We start from the raw sequence: 18068 nt of genomic DNA on the forward strand, positions 1-18068 counted from the left end.
GCTTAACCGGCGGCGATCGGGCGCGAGGAAAACGCCTCGCGGATAGCCTCGGCCATGCCGTCGATGGCCTCGCTGCGCACTGGCGGCGCGGTGGAGCACGACGTTGGAGGCATCGATATCGCCAAAACCTTCCGCCGCGGTCAGTTCCCGGCAGTCGGCAGGAATATTGCTGCGCGAGATCGGAGCGACGGCAAGGCCCGACGCGACGGCAAGCTTCAGTCCGCCGGTCGTGTCGCTGGTGTAGGCGATGCGGTAGGCCAGGCCGCGCTGCTCCAGCGACTTGATGGCGAAATCCTTGCACCAGCCGGCCCGGCTGTAGAGCGCGACCGGCAACGGCGTCTCTTCATGCGCGGAATGCAGCGTCGAGGTTACCCATACGGTCGGGTCGCGCATCAGGACCTCGCCCTCCGAATAGTCCTGCCATTCGAAGACCACCGCGAGGTCGAGTTCGCCATTGGCGAGCGCCGCCACCTGGCTGGCCGAATGCGCGTATTTGACGGTGATCTCGACCCTGGGATGCCGCCTTGAAAACGCCCCGAGCGCCCGGGCGAGGATCGAATAGCTGTACTCCTCCGGAATGCCGATCCGCACCGGCCCGTCGAGCGGCTCGGCGTGGAGCGACGCCGCCGTCTCGTCGAGAAGCGTCACGATGCGGCGCGCGTTGGCGATCAACTCCCTGCCCTTGCGCGTGAGAAGCACGCCGCGCGGACCGCGCTCGAAAAGTGCGGCCCCGATCGTCTCCTCCAGCCGCTTGATCTGCATCGAGACCGCCGACTGCGTACGCCTGACCTGGTCGCCGGCGCGGGTGAAATTGCCGGTTTCGGCGACGGCCACGAATGTCCGCAAAAGATCGCTGTCGAGATGAATGCCCATGCCGCACATCATAAGAAATGCTGATGGCTGGCATCATTCCTATTCGTTGGAAACATGTCAATCAGTGAGCGATAGTTCCCCCGCGAGATCGGCTGCAACGTGGACGTCAAGGTCCGTATTTGCGCCCACGGTCCTCACTCAAACCCGCTGCCGAACCGGCCGCGGGTTCTTTTTGGTCGGTCGCAGCCGGGAGGCGCCGCAAAGGCGCTTCCGGCTCGGCAGGCTAGCGATATGTCGTCAAACAGGGCTCGCCGGCAGGAATCCATGCAGAACCGCACCACCCTCGGCATCGTCAGCCTCTGCTTCGGGGTTCTGGTGTTCTCGCTGCAGGATCCGCTGATCAAAGCGGTATCCAGCGGATATCCGGTAACCGAGGTGATGGCGATCCGGTCGATCGTCGCGCTGCCGATCCTGCTTGTGGTCGTGCACATGGATGTCGGCCTCGGCGCGCTGCTTTCCAGGCGCTTCGGCCTGTTGACCCTCCGGGCGACGATCCTGTTTTCGTCTTACACCGTCTATTATCTGGCCATAGCCGCCCTGCCGCTGGCCGACGCGATCGCGCTGTATTTCATGGCCCCGCTGTTCATCATGGCGCTGGCCGGTCCGTATCTCGGCGAGCGCGTCGCGTGGCAGACGCTGGCCACCGTGCTGGTCGGCCTGGCCGGGGTGCTGGTGATGTTCAGGCCCGGCGCGGGCCTGTTCGACTGGGCGGCGCTGCTTTCGCTTGCATCAGCGGCTCTCTACGCCCTTTCGCAACTGATGGCGCGAAAGCTCGGCGACACGGAATCCTCGACGATCATGGCGTTCTACCAGAACGCCGTCTATCTGGTCGGCGCTGCGCTCGCGGCGGGCCTGTTCGCCGCCGCCGGGATCGAGAACGCCGCGCACCCGAGCCTGCAGTTCCTTGTGCGGCCTTGGGTTTGGCCGGCGACAAACGACTTCCTGATCATGGGTGCGTGCGGTCTCGTCGCTTCTGCCGGCATGATCCTGCTCAGCCAGGCCTACCGGCTCGCGCCGGCCAACAGCGTCGCTACGTTCGAATATACCGGCATATTGTGGACGCCGCTCTGGGGCTTCCTGTTCTTCGCCGAAATGCCGCGGGAAACGACCGTCGTCGGCGCGGCGCTGATTGTCGGCGCGGGTCTGTTCGCGCTGAACGCTCGGCCAGCTTCCCGGGTCGCGGCGTAGCTTGGAGCGCCGCGCGCCCTTTCGGACGCGCAAACGACGCTAAAACTCTGAATACGGCGCATGATTCGGTCCGAAAACACGATTCCGGTTTACGGGCTCATGCGCGCACACTTTTTTTCGCCGCATCGCGGCCCTATCTACCGGGACCAGACACAGCTCCGGCGACATCCCTTGAAAAAACCGAAACCTGCAAAGCGTGCCCTTCTCATCGTCAACCCGCGCGCCCGGCGCGGCACCGGCTCGGTCGCCGCAGCGGTCAAGGTGCTCGAAGGCCGCGGCATCGCCGTAGCCGAGGTTAAGGCAGGCGAAGACGAAACGATGTCCGACCTGATCATGGCGCATCGTACAGAATGCGACCTCGTCGTCGTGGGCGGCGGCGACGGCACGCTGAACGCGGCCGCGCCGGCGCTGGTCGAGACGGGGCTGCCGCTCGGCGTGCTGCCGCTCGGCACCGCCAATGATTTCGCGCGCACGGTCGGCATCCCGGAGGATCCGGTAAAGGCCGCGGAGCTGATCGCCGGCGGCAAGCCCCGCCCCATCGACCTCGGCGAAGTCAACGGGCATTTCTTCTTCAACGTCGCCAGCATCGGCTTCAGCGCCGAACTGGCGAGCGACCTGACCGAGCACGCGAAGAAGCGCTGGGGCAAGCTCGGCTACGCAATTGTGGCAGCCCGCATCCTCGCGCGGTCGAGGCTGTTCACCGCCCATCTCGACCATGACGGCACCACCGAGCGGATCCGCACGATGCAGATCTCGGTCGGCAACGGCCGGCACTATGGCGGCGGCATGACCGTCGAGGAAACCGCCACCGCCGACGATGGCAAGCTCGACTTCTACAGCCTGGAGGTCGACCACTGGTGGAGGCTCCTGGCGCTGCTGCCGAGCCTGGAGAAAGGGAACACACGGGCGCTGGGACGACGTGCGCGCCTTCCAGACTACGGAAGTGACGATCCGCACCAGCCGCCGCCGGGCCGTCAATACCGACGGCGAACTCAGCACCTTCACGCCGGCGCATTTCCGCATCCGGCCAAAGGCGATCTCGGTGTTCGCGCCGCCCAAGGGAGAGGTTGCGAAGTGAGCCTCTCGGGAATTATCGGAACCAGGATTCATCCCGCTCGTTTTATTGATCACCCGTTTTCCACAGGGCGGGTGAGGTCGAGCCCGGAGGCGTCCCTTGCCGCTGCGCCGGGCTCGATTTTGTTTGACTGGCGTCGGTCCGAAACTGGACACGGAACAGTTTGATTCCGTGGCTGTTTTGCCGTCATGGCAAGATACTTCTTCGACTTGCGCGACAATGACCGGCTACTCCCTGATACTGAGGGAACGGCTGGACAGCCTTGATGCTGCCCGTCAATGGGCCGTATCCGCTTTATCCGAATACATCAAGGACACCGTCCCGAACGAAAGCCACCGCTCAATCGCTGTAGAAGTCCGCGACAAAGACAGCCGGCCGCTGATGAAAGCCGTCATGGTTTCGAGATCGAGATTTCGAACCGGTAGGTTCCTAGACCGAAGGCGAACTTGTAAACGCCTAGCCATCACAGCACGAATAGCACCTTGACCACGCCGACAAGGGAAGTTCGCGAAAGGCGTGGGCGACGTCCATGCGGTAGCCGACGAAGAAATAATCCGGGCAACCAGACGAATACCCGTGCGGCCTTCAATCGCCCGGCAGTCCCGGGTCGGTTTCGGCCAGCGATTTCCTGTTTTTGAAGGCTCTCCACCAGGCGCTGAGCTTCGGGTAGCCGCCGAGTGTTGTAGCTCCCTCAGTCGAAGCGGTGAAATAAGCGACCATCGCGCCGAAATGGAGATCGGCCAGCGTCAGCCTGTCGCCGGCCAGGAAGTCGCCGCCCTCGGCGATGGATTCCAGCGCGGCCAGCACCCTGTGGGAGCGGGCCAGACCTTCGGCGATCACCGCCTCGTCGGGCGTCCTGTGCCGGGCGTTGAAGACGCGCTGCGAAAACACCTGCCGCACCATCGGCCAGTAGCCGTAGGAATCGGCTATGGCGATGATCTGGTTCATCCGCGCCCTTTCGCGCGGCTCTTCGGGCTGAAGGCTCGGCCCGGGAAACGCCTCGTCGATGTAGCGGCTGATCGCCGTGGTCTCGTAGAGCACGAAGCCGTCATGATCGAGTGTCGGGACGCGCCCGAACGGGTTGAGGGCGAGGTAATCCGGCGGGATCTCGTCGGCGAAGGGATCGATCTCGATGTGGCTCCAGGCGACGCCCTTTTCCAGCATCGTCATGCGCACGATGCGCAGATAGACGCTGTAGCTGTAGCCGTGGAGCGTGACCGCCATGCCGCTCAGGCGTCGCCCTTGACCACGCCGACGAAGGGAAGTTCGCGAAAGGCGTGGGCGACGTCCATGCCATAGCCGACGACGAAATAGTCGGGGCAGTCGAAGCCGACATAATCCGCGTTGAGCGTGGTCTGGCGGCGCATGCGCTTGTCGAGCAGCACGGCGATTGCGCAGCTCTTGGCACCGCGCGACAGCATCAGGTCTCGCGTGAAGGACAACGTCTTGCCGGATTCGAGGATGTCGTCGATCAGCAGCACGTCGCGGCCCTTGACCTCATTGTCGATGTCGCGGAGCACCCGGACCTCGCCACTGGTCGTGCCCGCCCCGTAGCTGGAGATGAAGATGAACTCGACCTCCGGCGACAGGCCGACATCGTGCATGGCGCGGATCAGGTCGGCGGCGAAGATGAACGAGCCCTTCAGCACCGAGATGACCAGAAGGTCGGTATAGTCATGCGCGGCGATTTCCTTGGCGAGCTCGAGATTGCGCCTGGCGATGGTCGAGGCGGAGAACAGCACCTCGATTTGCTTGCCGCGAACGATTGGCATTTGCTCAGTTCCTACTCGCCGAATGTGACCGAGACGGTCTTCACCCCGCTTTTAGGCACGTCGAGCCTGCTCGAAAAGGCAAATTTATCGCCGGGCTTCATCGCGCGGCCTGATGTCCCCAGATTGTAGCGCGTCACGCGGCCGTCATTGGAGGCGACCCTGATCTCCAGCGGAGGCAGATCGGCCGCCGCTGTTCCATCATTGGCCGCATGGCCGTCGATATAGAGAAAGCTATTGCGCCCGGCCGTCTCGATGCGCGATGAAACGCCCGAGATGGTCAGCGCCGCGGCGGGTTGCGGCGCGGCAGGGCGGACCAGGGCGTGCCCGCCCGAAATCCAGAAGGCGGCGACGACGGCGGCCATGCCGAAAATCCAGAATATCGGCCCGCCGCGCACCGGACCCCTGGCAGCGAGTTCGCCGCCGGCGCGGCGCAACATCGCCATGCCGCCGGCGGTCGGTACAGCAGCGGCACGAAATGTGGAGCGATCGGGGTCGCTGTCGGGCGGCGAGACGATCTCGTAGTCGGCGTCGACGATATCGTCGAACGCCGCAGGCGCGGGCCGCGCGGCAGGGGCCGAGGCGGCGGCCATGATTTCGCCGGAAAACGGGCGTGCGGTGCTTTGGTCTGCGATGGACAAGGGCCAGCCTTCGATCTTCCCTGCCGCCGGAGGTAAACGGAATTGGTTAACGCTTCGCTGCCGCCGGGCGGATAAGGCCGCGACCTGCCGGAAAATTAACCTCCGGTTAACCATGCGGACCCATGGTCGAACGAAACAGGCTGCCCGCGTTCGGCGCCCCAACACCCAAGGTTTTTCAGAGTTGATTCGCTTCGAGAATGTCGGCCTGCGCTACGGAATGGGTCCGGAGATTCTCCGCGACATTTCATTTCATATCCCGCAGCGCTCTTTCCAGTTTCTGAGCGGACCTTCCGGCGCCGGCAAGACCACGCTTCTCAGGCTGCTGTTCCTGTCGCTGAAACCCACGCGCGGCCTGATCAACGTCTTCGGCAAGGACCGCTCGCGCATCACCAGGCATGAATTGCCGATGATGCGCCGGCGCATCGGCGTCGTGTTCCAGGATTTCCGCCTGCTCGACCACATGACCACCTACGAGAATGTCGCGCTGCCGCTTCGCGTGCGCGGGCGCGAGGAGGCGAGCTACCGAACCGACGTCATCGAGCTGCTGAAATGGGTAGGCCTCGGCGAGCGCATGCATGTGCTGCCGCCGGTGCTTTCGGGCGGCGAGAAGCAGCGCGCCGCGATCGCCCGGGCGCTGATCGAGCAGCCGGAAATCCTGCTTGCCGACGAGCCGACCGGCAACGTCGATCCGCCGCTGGCGCGCCGGCTGCTCCGGCTGTTCATCGAGCTCAATCGGCTCGGCACCGCCGTCGTCATCGCCACGCACGATCTCGGCCTGATGGAACAGGTCGACGCGCGCCGCATGATACTGTCCGGCGGGAGGCTCGACATCTATGACTGAACTTGCCGAGCAGCATGGCGCGCAAGGCGCGGACGAGGCCAAGCCGGCCAGCGAGCGGGCGCAGCGCAAGATGGCACCGATCGTGCCGTCGCAGAACATCGCCGGACGCGCGCTGATCTCCGTCATCGCCATCATGACCTTCTTGTCCTGCCTGACGCTCGGCGCGGTCACGCTGGTGCGCGACACTGCGTCGGTCTGGGAAAACCAGATCGCGCGCGAGGCGACGATCCAGATCAAGCCCTCGGAAGGGCTCGACATGGAGGCAGCACTCGCCGCCGCCCAGCGCATCGCAAGCGAATTCGCAGGCGTCCGCGACGCCAGGATCGTCGACCGCGAGGCGACGGCGCGGCTTCTTGAACCCTGGCTCGGCGCCGGGCTCAACATCGACGAACTGCCGGTGCCGCGGCTGGTGATCGTGACCATAGACGAGGACAGCCCGCCGGATTTCGCGGCGATGAGGGTGGCGCTCGCGGCCGAAGTCCCGAGCGCCATGCTCGACGACCACCGCACCTGGGTCGACCGGCTTGTCGCGATGGCGCGGACCACGGTGACGCTCGGCATCGCGGTTCTGGTGCTGATGCTGTCGGCGACCGTGCTCTCGGTGGTGTTTGCGACGCGCGGCGCAATGGCCGGCAACGGCCACATCATCGAGGTGCTGCATTTCGTCGGCGCCGAGGCGCGCTTCATCGCCAGCGAATTCCGGCGGCATTTCCTGCTTACCGGCATGAAGGGGGCGGCTGCCGGCGGCGCGGCAGCGGTTATCGTCTTCATCGCCTTTTCCTGGTGGTCGTCGCTGAACCTCGCAACCCCCGAGGCCGACCAGGCGACCGCGCTGTTCGGCAATTTCGCGATCGGGGCGACCGGTTATGCCGGCGTGGCGCTGGTGGTGCTGGTCGTCGGCGCGCTGACGGCCGCGACTTCGCATTTCACGGTCGTGACCTATTTAAGCGATATAGACGTCGGCCGGCCGGATGGAGGCTGACGTGCGGAAACGGTGCACGAAGCGCGATGGCGCTGGTCAAGACGGCGATTCGGGGTTAACCATTCCATGGTGAACGGGCCGAACTCGACCGATGCGATTGCCGCCGCCGGAAACGGCGGCACAGTGCCGGGCGGCCACAAGTCGCCGCGCCGGCTGGTCCCTTTGCTTCGCACCGTAACGTTTTCCCTTGCCGGAGCTGCTTTGCTGTTTGCCGGAGGCTTTGGCCTGTTCGTCAGCCACATTGGCGGCATGGAAACGCCCGCGGATCTGCCCAGCGCCGACGCCATAATCGTGCTAACCGGAGGCCAAGCGCGGCTCGACGCCGGCATCGAACTCCTGAAATCGGGCAAGGGCGAGCGGCTCCTGATCAGCGGCGTCCATCCGGCCGCCGACCGCGACGACCTCCGCGCCGCGACCGGCGGCGACAGGAACCTGTTTTCCTGCTGCGTCGACATCGACCATGCCGCCCTCGACACGATCGGCAATGCCGCAGAAAGCGCAAAATGGGTGCGCAGCCACCATTACGGCAGCGTCATACTGGTCACCAACAACTACCACATGCCGCGCAGCCTTCTCGAAATGGGGCGATACATCGGCGACGCCGAGCTCCAACCCTATCCGGTCGTGAATACCAGGCTCGACAATGGCGGCTGGGCGACCAACCCGGACGCGCTCAGGGTGCTGTTCACCGAATACAACAAATACCTGGTAGCGCTGGCGCGCGGCGTCGTGCCGGTGCGCGCAAGCAGCGAAGACATCGCCACCGCGAACGCTTCTTCGGCGGGCTACCCTCCCCACTAAGGAAGTGGCCCCTATTTTCCTTTTCCCGGCACTTGGTGTAACCAGCGGACGCGTCCCTCGGTCAGGCCTCCTTCATGCTTCAAATCCGCTCGCTGGCTTTCAACATCGCCTTCTACGTCAGCCTGATCCTCCAGATGATCTTCTGGACGCCCTATTACTTCCTCGCGCCGCGCCACCGAGCCTGGTACGTGCCGAAATTCTGGGCGAAGTCGAGCCTCTGGCTGCAGGAAAAGATCGCCGGAACGAAGAGCGAGATCACAGGCCTCGAGAACCTGCCGTCAGGCTCCTACATACTGGCCCCAAAGCACCAGTCGTTCTGGGACACGATCGCCTTCCTGCCGCACATCCCCGACGCGCTCTACATCCTGAAGCGGGAACTGACCTGGATCCCCTTCTTCGGCTGGTACATCATGAAGATGCGGATGATCCCGGTCGACCGGGGCAGCCGCTCGAAAGCGCTGAAGGCGGTGATCGCCGCGACTAGGGCGGAGCTTGCACGCAACAGCCGCCAGCTCATCATCTATCCGGAAGGCACCCGCCGCGCGCCGGGCGACGAGCCGGCCTACAAATGGGGCATCGTCGAACTCTACGCTCAGCTCGACGTTCCGGTGGTGCCGGTGGCGCATGTCGCCGGCCTCTACTGGCCGCGGCGCAAATTCCTGCGCTATCCCGGCACTATCAGGGCGCGGTTCTTGCCGCCGATCCCGCCCGGTCTCGAAAAAGATGAATTCATGCGGCGGCTGGTTTCGGAGACCGAAGCCGCCTGCGACCAGTTCCTGATCGAGGCCGCCCGTTCGGAGAACCCGCCGCCCATGCCGCCGACGGCGGTGAAAAAGCTGCGGGAATTGGGGGTGGAAGTCAACGAGCGGTCAACCGCAACCTGACTTATGTGTCCTCTTCGACGATCGCTCTCGCCTCTGCCTTGATCGGCTTGTACTTGAACGTGGCGCAGATGATCCCGTGGTCGTTGGTGCCGGTTTCCTTGTGGTTGTCGAAATTCAGATGATCGTTGTTGACTGTCATCCCATCGAACATCCAGACGCGTTTCCTGCTGTTGTCGTAAAATTCCTCGCTGACCAGGATGTGGTCGAGCGACTCCATGATGTCCTGGTGGATGTGCGTGTAATACACGTCGCGGGTGTTGCGGTACTCCTGCAGGGTCTGGGCGGTGTAGAGGCTGGTGTCGCCGCCGCCCACCGAATCGCCGACGAGGTACTTCGGCTGCTCCGTCAGTATGTTGGCCGTGTTGCTGTGTTGGCCGTCATTGATGTCCCCGAGTACGATCACCGGTGTACCCGTGCCTTTCATTTGTTCGGAAAGCATGAAGCGCAGCGCCGCCGCTTCCGCTGTTCTTCGAATGGTCGAGATCGCCGACCCCAGGCCAGTCGCGTGCTTCTTGTAGGTGGTTTCGTCGGCCCTGAACCAACTCTCGCGGAATACTTTCGTCGGCGCCTTCGACTTGAAATGACAGACATAGACATGCACGGGATCGAGCGCTTCACGCGGCTTGATCGTAAAATGGAGCACGGGCCGCGAAAAGCTGTCGATATCGACGCGGATATCAGGGTCTGCGGATCGTCTCCCGAGCTTTGCAGCACGAACTTGTCCGGGAAATTGACGATCCAGTCGGGTTCGCTGCTCATCAGTCCCTTGCGCACGATTGCGGCGCAGACGATGCGCTCCCCGATCGCATCCGGCGGCGCAACCACGTCGTATTCGCCGGCCAGGCCCGATGCCTCCACCGCCCTGTTGATCGAAGCCGCGTGCCACAATTCCTGAAACCCGAATATGTCGGGCTGAAGCATGCGAATTACGCGCATGGTCCAATCGATCTTCAGGTCGTATTCGACCTGCGACCAGCCATTCCTGTCCGTATAGACGGGCATGCTCGGTTCGTTAAGGTTGAATAGATTGAAAGTTCCTACCGTCAGCCGCCTCAGGTTCATGTTCTTCCCCACTTCAACTTGGCAGCTATATGCGAAGTTTGTGACAGGCGTGTATAGTAACACCGGAAACCAGATTTAACAACGCAGCTCCAGGGTTCACCGATTCAGGCGGATATTCTTCTGAATCCTTATAGCGAGATCAGGTTCTGCCAAGATAGATCTCTAACCCCCGCCTCCTACCGCCGCGCGGCAACGAGCAGCATCATAGGCCGCTCCCGCTCTTCGGCCAGTTCCGGCTTCGCCTCTATCTGCTCATCCGTCGGCCCCCCATTCCTCGACATGGGAGATGGTGAATCCAGTTCGGATCAGCAGATTGAGAAGCGTTCCGATGGTGCGGTGTTGCTTGATGACGCCCTTGGCGAGCCAATCCGTAGTGCGAGGGCCTTCGGACTGGTAGCCGTTGACAGGCCACGTCTTGCGGCCTTCGGCGTCGGTCAGCCAGTGCGGATGCGCGGGCGCCATGTAGATCGGATGCTCTATCGAGAACACCAGGGAGGCGCCGGGTACAAGGGCGCGATGCACCGTCACGAGCAGCCCGGCCAGGTTCTCGATATAGTGCAGCGTGAGCGAACTGTAGGCCAAGTCGAACGAAGCCTCGGAAAGCTCGAGCCTTTCCAGATCCATTCGCGCGTAAGCAATCTTCGGATCGGACGTCATGGATCGCGCCTGCTCCAGCATTTTTTCCGAGACATCGAGCCCGAGCACCTGCGCCGCCCCGTGCTCGCTCGCCCAGCGGCAGAACCAGCCATAACCGCAGCCGAGGTCCGCGACCCTCAGGCCACGCAAATCCGGGAGCATGGCCTTCAGCGACGGCCATTCGGCCGCTCCCGCCAGACCTTCGACCGAGCGGCCCAGCCGGCTGTAGCCTTCGAAGAATTCCGGATTGTCGTAGATGTTCTGCGTCATTCCAAATGCTCCTCTATTGTCTGGCAGCGCTCAATTGCCCGCCAGCCGCCTCCCCACCGCCTCGAGCCAATGATCCCTGATACCCAGCGCTTCGAGGTGCCGGAGCGTGTTCAGCACATAGTCCTCGTTCTGTCCGGACTTGCCCACCGAACCCGACACGATCGACGCCGCGTCGGCTTCGTCGAGATTACCGGCGTATTGGGCGTGGCCGCGGTCGACGACATAGGTGACCGCCGGGACGGTCTCGCCGCCCGCGAGCAGCACGGGAAGCGTACGTTCGAGATAGACGCTTGTAACCAGCTCGCGCTCGCGCAGATAGGCAAGCACCTCGCCGCGCAATTCGCCGGGCACCCGGAACGCCAGCCCGACGCAGGAGCCGCCGCGGTCCAACCCCAGCACCAGGCCCGGGCGCTCGGGCGTGCCGCGATGCACGAATGAGCGCACGCAGAGCGAACGGCGGTAGCCGAATAGCCTGGCGCGCTGCGTCTCAATATGAGCGAAACCGGGACGCCAGATCAGCGAGCCATAGCCAAAAACCCAAAAATCGCCCATATCGCCAAGCCAACTCCGACCGCACCACGGTTCGGGCCGCACGGTAGAGCATGACCGCGACGGGCGGGAGCGGGATTTCCGGCACAGGCCGAGACAAAGGATAGAGCCACAGCATGGCGACAACCGACACGACCAAACCCAATTACAGCCGCCGTTTCTTCTGGCTCGGCATTGCTGTCGTCGTGCTCTTCGGCGGCTACAGCCTCGGCTGGTTCTGGCTGGCCGGCAGGCTGGAGGCGGAAGCGAAAACCGCGATCGCCGGCCTCAGCCGCGAAGGCGTGGAGGCCGATTGCGCCAATCCGACCGCGCGCGGCTATCCTTTCCGAGATCGGCCTCTACTGCGACAGCGTCAGCTTCTCGGACGCGGCGCAGGGCGTCAGCCTGTCGGCAGGAAACTTCCGTTCGGCAGGCCAGATCTACGACCCTATGCGGCTCGTCGCCGAACTTGACGGTCCGGCGCGCATCGACAGCGCACAGGCTGGCGCATTCGCGCTCGACTGGGACAATCTGCGGGCCAGCGCCCGGCTTTCCTCGCCCCTGCCGCAGCGAATTTCGCTGGAAGGCGCCGGGCTTCGGGCCGAGACCGGCGACGGCGGCCCGTTGCTTGCGGCGGAAAGATTCGAGGCGCATCTGCGGCCGAATGAGCAGAACCTCGACGTGGCGGGAAGCTTCGGCGGACTGGCGCTCGACGCGAGCCTGCTCGACGGCCGCAAGGTGCCGCCGCTATCGGGCCAGTCCGATATCACCATCAACGACGGCGTCCGGCTGATCGGCGAGAAGGTTAAGAGCCTGCGCGGACAGTCCGGCACGATCCGCGAACTGGCGCTGTCTACCGGCGAAGCGACAGGCGTCACGCTGAGCGGGCCGTTCTCGGTAGACGAGGCCGGCCTGATCGACGCCAATTTGAACGTCACCATCCGCGACCCGAGGGGCCTGTCGGCTGTTCTCGCCGATGCGATCCCCGAAAAACGCGATCAGATCGAGCAGGCCTTTTCCGGCCTTGCGATGCTCGGCAACGCACCGTCGCTGCCGCTCAGGATCGCCAAAGGCAGGGCTTCGCTCGGCTTCATCCCGCTCGGCGACATCCCGCCGCTATGACTTTTTCAGCTCGGCGACGGCGTCGGGATGCTCGATCGCCTGGCGGCCGAAATCGGGAACATCGATGTCCTGGCCGGCCTCGATGATCGAACGGCGCACGGCGCGGGTGCGGGTGAACATGTCAAACAATTTGTCGCCGTCGCCCCAGCGTATGGCGCGCTGCAGCGAGGCGAGATCCTCCGAAAACCGCGCCAGCATTTCGAGGATCGCGTCCTTGTTGTGCAGGCAGACGTCGCGCCACATGGTGGGGTCGGAGGCGGCAAGGCGCGTGAAATCGCGAAAACCCGAGGCCGAATATTTGATCACCTCGGTCTTGGTGACCGCCTCGAGATCGTCGGCGGTGCCGACGATATTGTAGGCGATGATGTGCGGCAGGTGCGAGACGATGGCCAGCACCATATCGTGGTGCTCTGGGTCCATCGTGTCGATGTTGGAGCCGCAGCGCCTCCAGAATTCGGACAGTTTTTCGAGCGCCGCGGCATCGGTGCCGGGTAGCGGTGTGAAGATGCACCAGCGGTTCTCGAACAGGTCGGCGAAGCCGGCGTCAGGCCCGGATTTTTCCGTGCCGGCCAGGGGATGGCCGGGAATGAAATGAACATCGGCCGGCATATGCGGCTCGATCTGCGCTATCACCGAACGCTTGGTCGAGCCGACATCCGTGACGATGGCGCCGGGCTTCAGCGCCGGCGCGATCTGCGCCGCGACCTCGCCGGATGAGCCGACCGGCACGGAGATGATGACGAGGTCCGCATCCTTCACCGCTTCCGCGGCGTCGGTCGAATAGGAGTGGCCGAGGCCGAGTTCCTGAGCCAGCGCCAGCGTTTCGGCGCTGCGCGTCGAGATTGCGATTTGGCTTGCCAGCCCCTCGCGGCGGATCACACGCGCCAGCGACGAGCCGATCAGGCCGATGCCCACCAGGGCGATCTTTTCAAACATGGATTCGGACATCTTCGGTCAGCTTTTCAGGAATTCTGTGAGGGCGGCGACTACGCCGCGATTGGCCTCTTCGGTGCCGACGGTCATGCGCAGCGCATTGGGGAACCCGTAGGCGGCCACCCTGCGCAAGATATAGCCGCGCGCCGACAGATATTCGTCGGCGGCCGCCGCCGAATATTTTTCATCATCGGGGAAGTGGATGAGGATAAAATTGCCGACGCTGGGGGTGACGCGCAGGCCGAGCTTCGGCAGTTCTTCGCTGAGCCAGCCCAGCCATCTTTCGTTGTGCGCGACGGTGCGCTCGACATGGGCGCGGTCGCGCATCGCGGCGGCGCCGGCCTCGATCGCCACCGCATTGACGTTGAACGGCCCGCGCATGCGGTTCAGCGCATCGACGACGTGGGCCGGCGCATAGGCCCAGCCGACGCGCACGCCGCCGAGCCCGTGGATCTTCGAGAAGGTGCGGGTCATCACCACATTCTGCGACGACGAGACCAGCTCGATGCCGGATTCATAGTCGTTGCGCCGGACATATTCGGCGTAGGCCGCATCGAGCACCAGAAGCACATGCTTCGGCAGGCCGGCATGCAGCCTGCGCACCTCCTCGAACGGGATGTAGGTGCCGGTCGGATTGTTAGGGTTGGCCAGGAAGACGACCTTCGTCTTCGGCGTCACGGCCGCGAGGATCGCGTCGACATCGGCGGTCTCGTTCGTCTCCTTCGCCACCACCGGCACGCCACCGGCAGCCTGTATGTAGATACGGTAGACGAGGAAGCCGTGCTCGGTGAATACGCCCTCGTCGCCCGGCTGGAGATAACTCTGGGCCAGCAGGCCGATGATCTCGTCCGACCCGTTGGAGCAGACGATGTTTGCCGGGTTGAGCCCATGCGCCTCGGCGATCGTCTCGCGCAGCTTGGTGGCGGAGCCGTCCGGATAGAATTCGAGCCGGCCGGCGGCCTCGCGCGCCGCTTCGATTGCGGCCGGCGAAGCGCCGAGCGGATTTTCGTTCGATGACAGCTTGTGCACCTTGGCGACGCCGGCGGGCGCGGCGCTCTTGCCCGGCACATAAGCTGCTATATCCATGACGCCTGGTTTGGGCTGCGGGCGGCTTTGGTCGATCGGCTGCGTCATGATTAAAGTCCGGGTTTATGGCGGCCGGCATGGCCGGGACGGGAAATACAGGCCGGACGCGGCGTTGTCGAGGCTGTGTCCGGAAGCCGGAACCAAGAAAGCATTGACAGCCCCGCCCCTCACTCCCTAGCTACGGCTCCTTTTGAAGCAGTGGAACTACGCCTCGTATGGCGACGACAACAACAGCGGCAAAAACGGCCAAAGCGGCGTGGGCAAACGAGGCCAACGCTCCGTCGAGCCCTGTCGTGCGCTTCGGCCAGGACAAGCCGTTGCGGCTCGATGCCGGCACTGTGCTGTCGCCATTCCAGATCGCCTATCAGACCTATGGCGAACTCAACGAAGCGCGGTCCAACGCGGTCCTTATCTGCCACGCGCTGACCGGCGACCAGCACGTCGCCAACAGCAATCCGGTGACCGGCAAGCCCGGCTGGTGGGATGTGCTGATCGGGCCGGGCAAGATCATCGACACCGACCGCTTTTTCGTCATCTGCTCCAACGTCATCGGCGGCTGCCTCGGCTCGACCGGGCCGGCCTCGATAAATCCGACGACGGGGAAACCCTACGGCCTCGACCTGCCCGTCATCACAATCCGCGACATGGTGCGGGCGCAGGTGATGCTGATCGACCATTTCGGCATCGACCGACTGTTTTCCGTCGTCGGTGGCTCGATGGGCGGCATGCAGGTTCTGGAGTGGGCGGCGAGCTACCCCGAGCGCGTGTTCTCGGCGCTGCCGATCGCCACCGGCGCGCGCCACTCCTCGCAGAACATCGCCTTCCACGAGGTCGGCAGACAGGCGGTAATGGCCGATCCGGAATGGCAGGGCGGCAAATATTTCGAGACCGGCAGGCGGCCCGAAAAGGGCCTCGCCGTGGCGCGCATGGCGGCCCACATCACCTACCTTTCGGAAACCGCGCTGCACCGGAAATTCGGCCGCAACCTGCAGGACCGCGAGGCGCTGACCTTCGGCTTCGACGCCGATTTCCAGATCGAGAGTTATCTGCGCCACCAGGGCATGAGCTTCGTCGACCGCTTCGACGCCAACTCCTATCTCTACATGACGCGGGCGATGGACTATTTCGACCTCGCCGCCGACCATGGCGGGCGGCTGGCCGATGCCTTCGCCGGCACCAAGACCCGTTTCTGTCTCGTTTCCTTCACAAGCGATTGGCTGTTTCCGACCGAGGAAAGCCGGGCGATCGTGCATGCCCTGAATGCCGCCGGCGCGTCGGTGTCCTTCGTGGAGATCGAGACCGACCGCGGCCACGACGCGTTCCTGCTCGATGAACCGGAGCTTTTCGCGGCGATCCGGGGCTTTCTCCAGTCGGCCGCCCGCGCGCGGGGGCTGGATACGCCGTGAGCGTCAATGTCGCCCACCGCGTCGACCTTCAGGTCGTCGCCGATTTCATCGCGCCGCGCGCCAAGGTGCTCGATGTCGGCAGCGGCGACGGGTTGCTGCTCGAACTCCTGCAGAACGACAAGCAGGTCGACGGGCGCGGCGTGGAACTGTCGCAGCGCGGCGTCAACGAATGCGTATCGCGCGGCCTGTCGGTGATCCAGGGCGACGCCGACCGCGATCTCGTCTTCTACCCGGACAAGGGCTTTGATTTTGTCATCCTGTCGCAGACGCTCCAGGCGACTCGCAACCCGAAACTGGTGCTCGACGAACTGCTGAGGATCGGCGAGCGCGCGATCGTGTCGTTCCCCAATTTCGGCCACTGGCGCGTGCGCTTTTCGCTGTTCTTCTTCGGCCGCATGCCGGTGACCAAGGACCTGCCCTACTCCTGGTACGACACGCCGAACATCCATTTCTGCACCATTCGCGACTTCGTCGCGCTATGCGACGAAGTCGGCGCCAAGGTGGAGAAGGCGACGGCGCTCGACGCCAACGGCCAGAAGATTGGCTTCAATATGCCGTGGTGGTTCTGGAACTTCTTCGGCCAGCAGGCGGTCTTTTTGTTGCGGCGGTAAGGCACTCACATTGCTGCCGACCACAACGTCAATTTTTCCTTGCATATCTCGAAAACCTTGCAATCGAACGCTTTCACAAGCGTTGATTGCACGCGTAAGAGTTGTTTTCCAATAATACCAACAAGCATGGGGAACTTATGAGAAACGGGGCTTGGGCAATTCTTGTCGCAACGATTGTAATGACCGGCTGTGCAACAGCCGAGCAACAGGATGCAAATGCCCAAAAACTACTGAAGGATCCGGCCACACGCCAGCAGCGGTTGGACAAGTGCATATCGACCGTGAAGTGGTGGGATCCGCAAGTTAAGCACGAGGCTGCCGGGCTCATGCGGATTTCAACCGACAAGGTGCCGTCTGTTTTCTGTGAGCGCATGGTGGCTGGCGTGATGACCGGCCGCATCACCAGCAAGGATATGGTAGCGTTGCGCACAGGCAGCGCGACGAACATCTTCAAGATCATCAAGGGAGGCTGACCGTGCGCTGCCGACCTGTTCCTGGAGCCGGCGACGGCGAGAGCTACCTGTCCAGTTCCGGATAAAACCGGTCAGAAAGCCGTCGTCTCGCACCCTCGCCGACGAGGCAGTCGACCGGCGTGCCGGCCTGCGCCGGAACGATCTCAGGATCGGGCGCAACTCCGCTTACTTCCAGGATGAGCTTTCGCCGGATGGCCGTCGCGAATTCCGATGCCGAGCGGATCGACAGCACGAAGGAGCCTGGACCACCTGTAACGCATTCGGCGTAATAGCGGTCGATCGCCGGAAAAATCGGCGACGGCCGGATTAGGATCGGGAGGCCGTTCACGACGATGCCGCTGCTGATCGCGGCATCGCGGGCCTGAACTACCGGGCCGCCGAAATTGTTGGGGCCGTCGCCCGAAATGTCTATGACCCGGCGCGCGCCATCGAAGCCGTTCGTCTCGATCGACGATGCGCCGAAATCCAGGGCCGCCGAGATCGAGGTGCTCCGGAACACGCCCGTCGGCAGGGCTTCGAGCATCTCGGCGAAGGCGCGTGCGCTGGCGTCGTCGTCTATGACCTGCCAAGGCACGACAGCTTGCCGGCGGACGGTCCCTGCCCATTCGAAATAGCTGAGCGCGATGCGGCCGTTTGGCCCGGAAAGCGCTGCCCGCGCGAAATCGGGATGGCGGAGCGCTGCGACATAGCCAGCGCGCTGGATCGCGAACTCTTCGGGATCCATCGATTCGGACGCGTCGACGGCCAGCACCAGTTCCACGTCTACCGCAATGGCGTCGGCGCGGACCGGCATCGGCCACTGGCAAGCGAGCCAGAGAAGCAGTGTCAGGGCCGCTTTCATGGCCGGAGACGATAGATCGTGGCGGCCATCATGCACAGGGCCCGCC

The 18068-nt window shown here is 63.8% G+C and carries 19 protein-coding genes and 3 pseudogenes; 12 read left to right on the forward strand and 10 right to left on the reverse strand.

Going from position 1 to position 18068, the window contains the following annotated elements:
* Positions 1-2: 2 nt before the first annotated feature.
* A pseudogene (locus ACG873_RS20790) lies at positions 3-873 on the reverse strand (LysR substrate-binding domain-containing protein).
* Positions 874-1137: 264 nt separating this feature from the next.
* Between ACG873_RS20790 and ACG873_RS20795 the strand changes: the two are divergent.
* The 3 genes and pseudogenes from ACG873_RS20795 (at position 1138) to ACG873_RS20805 (ending at position 3622) form a co-directional block, all read left to right on the forward strand.
* The gene (locus tag ACG873_RS20795) at positions 1138-2061 is read left to right on the forward strand and encodes a DMT family transporter (protein WP_394887236.1); all 924 of its coding nucleotides are present in this window, start codon (positions 1138-1140) and stop codon (positions 2059-2061) included.
* Positions 2062-2232: 171 nt separating this feature from the next.
* Positions 2233-3139 (forward strand): annotated as a pseudogene (locus ACG873_RS20800) (lipid kinase).
* Between the two features lie 216 nt (positions 3140-3355).
* Positions 3356-3622, forward strand: a complete 267-nt coding sequence (locus ACG873_RS20805; protein WP_394893622.1) for a DUF6894 family protein — start codon at positions 3356-3358, stop codon at positions 3620-3622.
* Between the two features lie 99 nt (positions 3623-3721).
* On the opposite strand, the gene ACG873_RS20810 is transcribed toward ACG873_RS20805, so the two are convergent.
* Genes ACG873_RS20810 through ACG873_RS20820 form a run of 3 tightly spaced genes read right to left on the reverse strand, consistent with a single transcriptional unit; the run spans position 3722 to position 5546 of the window.
* On the reverse strand, positions 3722-4360 hold the full coding sequence (locus ACG873_RS20810; RefSeq protein WP_394887238.1) for a glutathione S-transferase family protein: 639 nt from the start codon (positions 4358-4360) through the stop codon (positions 3722-3724).
* Positions 4361-4365: 5 nt separating this feature from the next.
* Positions 4366-4908, reverse strand: a complete 543-nt coding sequence (gene hpt, locus ACG873_RS20815) for a hypoxanthine phosphoribosyltransferase (RefSeq protein ID WP_394887240.1) — start codon at positions 4906-4908, stop codon at positions 4366-4368.
* A gap of 11 nt (positions 4909-4919) precedes the next feature.
* A complete protein-coding gene (locus ACG873_RS20820) occupies positions 4920-5546 on the reverse strand; it encodes a hypothetical protein (protein ID WP_394887241.1) in 627 nt (208 codons plus the stop codon).
* A gap of 181 nt (positions 5547-5727) precedes the next feature.
* Here ACG873_RS20820 and ftsE point away from each other — a divergent pair, with 181 nt between their 5' ends.
* The 4 genes from ftsE (at position 5728) to ACG873_RS20840 (ending at position 9054) form a co-directional block, all read left to right on the forward strand.
* Positions 5728-6387: a cell division ATP-binding protein FtsE gene (ftsE, locus tag ACG873_RS20825; protein ID WP_394887243.1), complete on the forward strand. Its 660-nt coding sequence runs from the start codon at positions 5728-5730 to the stop codon at positions 6385-6387.
* Positions 6380-7369 (forward strand): cell division protein FtsX, encoded by a 990-nt coding sequence (locus ACG873_RS20830; protein WP_394887244.1) that lies wholly within the window; start codon positions 6380-6382, stop codon positions 7367-7369. The genes ftsE and ACG873_RS20830 overlap by 8 nt, the downstream gene beginning before the upstream one ends.
* 66 nt (positions 7370-7435) lie before the next feature.
* Entirely contained in the window at positions 7436-8170 is a 735-nt protein-coding gene (locus tag ACG873_RS20835) for a YdcF family protein (protein ID WP_394887246.1), read from the forward strand.
* 74 nt (positions 8171-8244) lie between these two features.
* Positions 8245-9054: a lysophospholipid acyltransferase family protein gene (locus ACG873_RS20840; RefSeq protein ID WP_394887248.1), complete on the forward strand. Its 810-nt coding sequence runs from the start codon at positions 8245-8247 to the stop codon at positions 9052-9054.
* Between the two features lies 1 nt (position 9055).
* On the opposite strand, the gene ACG873_RS20845 is transcribed toward ACG873_RS20840, so the two are convergent.
* The 3 genes and pseudogenes from ACG873_RS20845 to ACG873_RS20855 form a co-directional block, all read right to left on the reverse strand.
* Entirely contained in the window at positions 9056-9940 is an 885-nt protein-coding gene (locus ACG873_RS20845; RefSeq protein ID WP_394887250.1) for an endonuclease/exonuclease/phosphatase family protein, read from the reverse strand.
* Between the two features lie 352 nt (positions 9941-10292).
* Positions 10293-11022 (reverse strand): annotated as a pseudogene (locus tag ACG873_RS20850) (class I SAM-dependent methyltransferase).
* Between the two features lie 30 nt (positions 11023-11052).
* Complete coding sequence (locus tag ACG873_RS20855) at positions 11053-11574, reverse strand: gamma-glutamylcyclotransferase (protein ID WP_394887251.1); 522 nt, start codon at positions 11572-11574, stop codon at positions 11053-11055.
* A gap of 113 nt (positions 11575-11687) precedes the next feature.
* Between ACG873_RS20855 and ACG873_RS20860 the strand changes: the two genes are divergently transcribed.
* On the forward strand, positions 11688-12023 hold the full coding sequence (locus ACG873_RS20860; protein ID WP_394887253.1) for a DUF2125 domain-containing protein: 336 nt from the start codon (positions 11688-11690) through the stop codon (positions 12021-12023).
* A complete protein-coding gene (locus ACG873_RS20865) occupies positions 11956-12672 on the forward strand; it encodes a DUF2125 domain-containing protein (protein ID WP_394893624.1) in 717 nt (238 codons plus the stop codon). Before ACG873_RS20860 ends, ACG873_RS20865 begins: the two co-directional genes overlap by 68 nt.
* Here the strand turns inward: ACG873_RS20865 and ACG873_RS20870 are convergent.
* Positions 12667-13620 carry a prephenate/arogenate dehydrogenase family protein gene (locus ACG873_RS20870; RefSeq protein ID WP_394887255.1) on the reverse strand — a complete coding sequence of 318 codons (954 nt, stop codon included), beginning with the start codon at positions 13618-13620 and terminating at the stop codon, positions 12667-12669. The two genes, ACG873_RS20865 and ACG873_RS20870, sit on opposite strands and share 6 nt — an antisense overlap.
* 6 nt (positions 13621-13626) lie before the next feature.
* The gene (hisC, locus tag ACG873_RS20875) at positions 13627-14739 is read right to left on the reverse strand and encodes a histidinol-phosphate transaminase (protein ID WP_394887256.1); all 1113 of its coding nucleotides are present in this window, start codon (positions 14737-14739) and stop codon (positions 13627-13629) included.
* 167 nt (positions 14740-14906) lie between these two features.
* On the opposite strand from hisC, the gene metX reads away from it, so the two are divergent.
* From metX to ACG873_RS20890, 3 genes are all read left to right on the forward strand, one after another.
* Positions 14907-16097 (forward strand): homoserine O-acetyltransferase MetX, encoded by a 1191-nt coding sequence (gene metX / locus ACG873_RS20880; protein ID WP_394887258.1) that lies wholly within the window; start codon positions 14907-14909, stop codon positions 16095-16097.
* A complete protein-coding gene (gene metW, locus ACG873_RS20885) occupies positions 16094-16708 on the forward strand; it encodes a methionine biosynthesis protein MetW (RefSeq protein ID WP_394887260.1) in 615 nt (204 codons plus the stop codon). The genes metX and metW overlap by 4 nt, the downstream gene beginning before the upstream one ends.
* Positions 16709-16887: 179 nt before the next feature.
* On the forward strand, positions 16888-17181 hold the full coding sequence (locus tag ACG873_RS20890; protein ID WP_394887262.1) for a hypothetical protein: 294 nt from the start codon (positions 16888-16890) through the stop codon (positions 17179-17181).
* Positions 17182-17224: 43 nt separating this feature from the next.
* On the opposite strand, the gene ACG873_RS20895 is transcribed toward ACG873_RS20890, so the two are convergent.
* Positions 17225-18022: a DUF1194 domain-containing protein gene (locus ACG873_RS20895; RefSeq protein WP_394887264.1), complete on the reverse strand. Its 798-nt coding sequence runs from the start codon at positions 18020-18022 to the stop codon at positions 17225-17227.
* Between the last annotated feature and the right edge of the window lie 46 nt (positions 18023-18068).

Source organism: Allomesorhizobium aridi (assembly GCF_043769475.1).
GTDB lineage: Bacteria > Pseudomonadota > Alphaproteobacteria > Rhizobiales > Rhizobiaceae > Allomesorhizobium.

What these genes read in the sequence shown, in the direction of transcription:
- ACG873_RS20870 (WP_394887255.1), bottom strand. Translation starts at nt 13,620, where the DNA reads ATGTCCGAATCCATGTTTGAAAAGATCGCCCTGGTGGGCATCGGCCTG.
- ACG873_RS20855 (WP_394887251.1), bottom strand. Translation starts at nt 11,574, where the DNA reads ATGGGCGATTTTTGGGTTTTTGGCTATGGCTCGCTGATCTGGCGTCCC.
- hpt (WP_394887240.1), bottom strand. Translation starts at nt 4,908, where the DNA reads ATGCCAATCGTTCGCGGCAAGCAAATCGAGGTGCTGTTCTCCGCCTCG.
- ACG873_RS20830 (WP_394887244.1), top strand. Translation starts at nt 6,380, where the DNA reads ATGACTGAACTTGCCGAGCAGCATGGCGCGCAAGGCGCGGACGAGGCC.
- ACG873_RS20890 (WP_394887262.1), top strand. Translation starts at nt 16,888, where the DNA reads ATGACCGGCTGTGCAACAGCCGAGCAACAGGATGCAAATGCCCAAAAA.
- ACG873_RS20835 (WP_394887246.1), top strand. Translation starts at nt 7,436, where the DNA reads ATGGTGAACGGGCCGAACTCGACCGATGCGATTGCCGCCGCCGGAAAC.
- ACG873_RS20840 (WP_394887248.1), top strand. Translation starts at nt 8,245, where the DNA reads ATGCTTCAAATCCGCTCGCTGGCTTTCAACATCGCCTTCTACGTCAGC.
- ACG873_RS20795 (WP_394887236.1), top strand. Translation starts at nt 1,138, where the DNA reads ATGCAGAACCGCACCACCCTCGGCATCGTCAGCCTCTGCTTCGGGGTT.
- ACG873_RS20895 (WP_394887264.1), bottom strand. Translation starts at nt 18,022, where the DNA reads ATGAAAGCGGCCCTGACACTGCTTCTCTGGCTCGCTTGCCAGTGGCCG.
- hisC (WP_394887256.1), bottom strand. Translation starts at nt 14,739, where the DNA reads ATGACGCAGCCGATCGACCAAAGCCGCCCGCAGCCCAAACCAGGCGTC.
- metX (WP_394887258.1), top strand. Translation starts at nt 14,907, where the DNA reads ATGGCGACGACAACAACAGCGGCAAAAACGGCCAAAGCGGCGTGGGCA.
- ACG873_RS20810 (WP_394887238.1), bottom strand. Translation starts at nt 4,360, where the DNA reads ATGGCGGTCACGCTCCACGGCTACAGCTACAGCGTCTATCTGCGCATC.
- ACG873_RS20860 (WP_394887253.1), top strand. Translation starts at nt 11,688, where the DNA reads ATGGCGACAACCGACACGACCAAACCCAATTACAGCCGCCGTTTCTTC.
- ACG873_RS20805 (WP_394893622.1), top strand. Translation starts at nt 3,356, where the DNA reads ATGACCGGCTACTCCCTGATACTGAGGGAACGGCTGGACAGCCTTGAT.